Source organism: Shewanella sp. UCD-KL21 (genome assembly GCF_001957135.1).
In the GTDB taxonomy this organism is placed as follows: Bacteria; Pseudomonadota; Gammaproteobacteria; order Enterobacterales; family Shewanellaceae; genus Shewanella.
In genome coordinates this window covers 1-1,079 of record NZ_MPHK01000060.1, presented here as the reverse complement: position 1 = coordinate 1,079, position 1,079 = coordinate 1, and the positions used below count along the sequence as shown (strand labels likewise).

Annotated in this window: 1 rRNA gene; it reads right to left on the bottom strand. The window is 39.7% G+C overall.

Annotation, left to right across the window (positions count from 1 at the left end):
* Positions 1–763 precede the first annotated feature (763 nt).
* A 5S ribosomal RNA gene (rrf, locus tag BM739_RS19835) occupies positions 764–879 on the bottom strand.
* Positions 880–1,079: the final 200 nt, after the last annotated feature.

Here is a 1,079-nt window from a genome sequence, read left to right as displayed (position 1 = left end):
CTGCTTTGTAAAAGACTTAAACTCTTCCACTTAAATCTCAATGCGGCATTCAATTTTAGTTCAACATGGTGAAATAATCGAAAAATAAACCACATTATTTTAAGAGCTGGCGCCTTAATACTCATAGCAATCACTGTCAGGCTTAAAAACACCAATCTGAAACAGCCTACTGGCCAACTAACGCTAAAGTTGTTAGCAATAAGCCTATTATATTTTGACCAGGAACATAGAGAATTGATCGCAGAAAGTAATCCAATCGGAAAAGAGTAGAAAACATCAAGCCTGCTGGTTTATGGCCCTGACCTTACGTTCGAAAGCCTTAGTTGGCCGCTAAATAAAGGTATCCAGCAAAAACATCAAAATATTTCAGCTTATATTGCGTCGCATGATCTCATCTGTTTTATAAAGAGCGTAATCGAAAATGGCCAGTCACATTAGTTACTTGTTATCAGAACTCACCAAAACAGACATCACAGCTTTCTGTCACTGGATGCAGATCTAAAATCTAATACGAAAAAAACCCTGACTATTAAGTCAGGGCTTTATCGACTCTCTATCGAGAAATATTAGTCACTTGGCGTTGTTCAGCTGCGGATAAATCCTCCGCGCCGCATGTCGGTATAAAGCGTTGCTTTATAAACACTGACATTGCAGCCTACTTTCACATGACTTTCACATGGTATATGACGCTCAAATGACAAACACAAAAAAGCCCGTTACATCAGTAACGGGCTATCTGCTCTCTTTAAAAGAGAAATTAGGCGCTTGGCGATGACCTACTTTCACATGGGGAGACCCCACACTATCATCGGCGCGATTGCGTTTCACTACTGAGTTCGGGATGGGATCAGGTGGTACCACAATGCTATTGTCACCAAGCAAATTTGGTTGTTAACCGCAAAAGCGATTAACTAAATTCGGAAAGCTGTTTCTTTCTTTGAGTTCGCACTTCATTAAGCGCTATATATTCTTCACTAAGTCTTACCTTTAACAGTAAGTAATAAATCTAGTTACCATCATCTCAGATAAAAACTCATCTGGGTTGTATGGTTAAGCCTCACTGTATGGTTAAGCCTCAC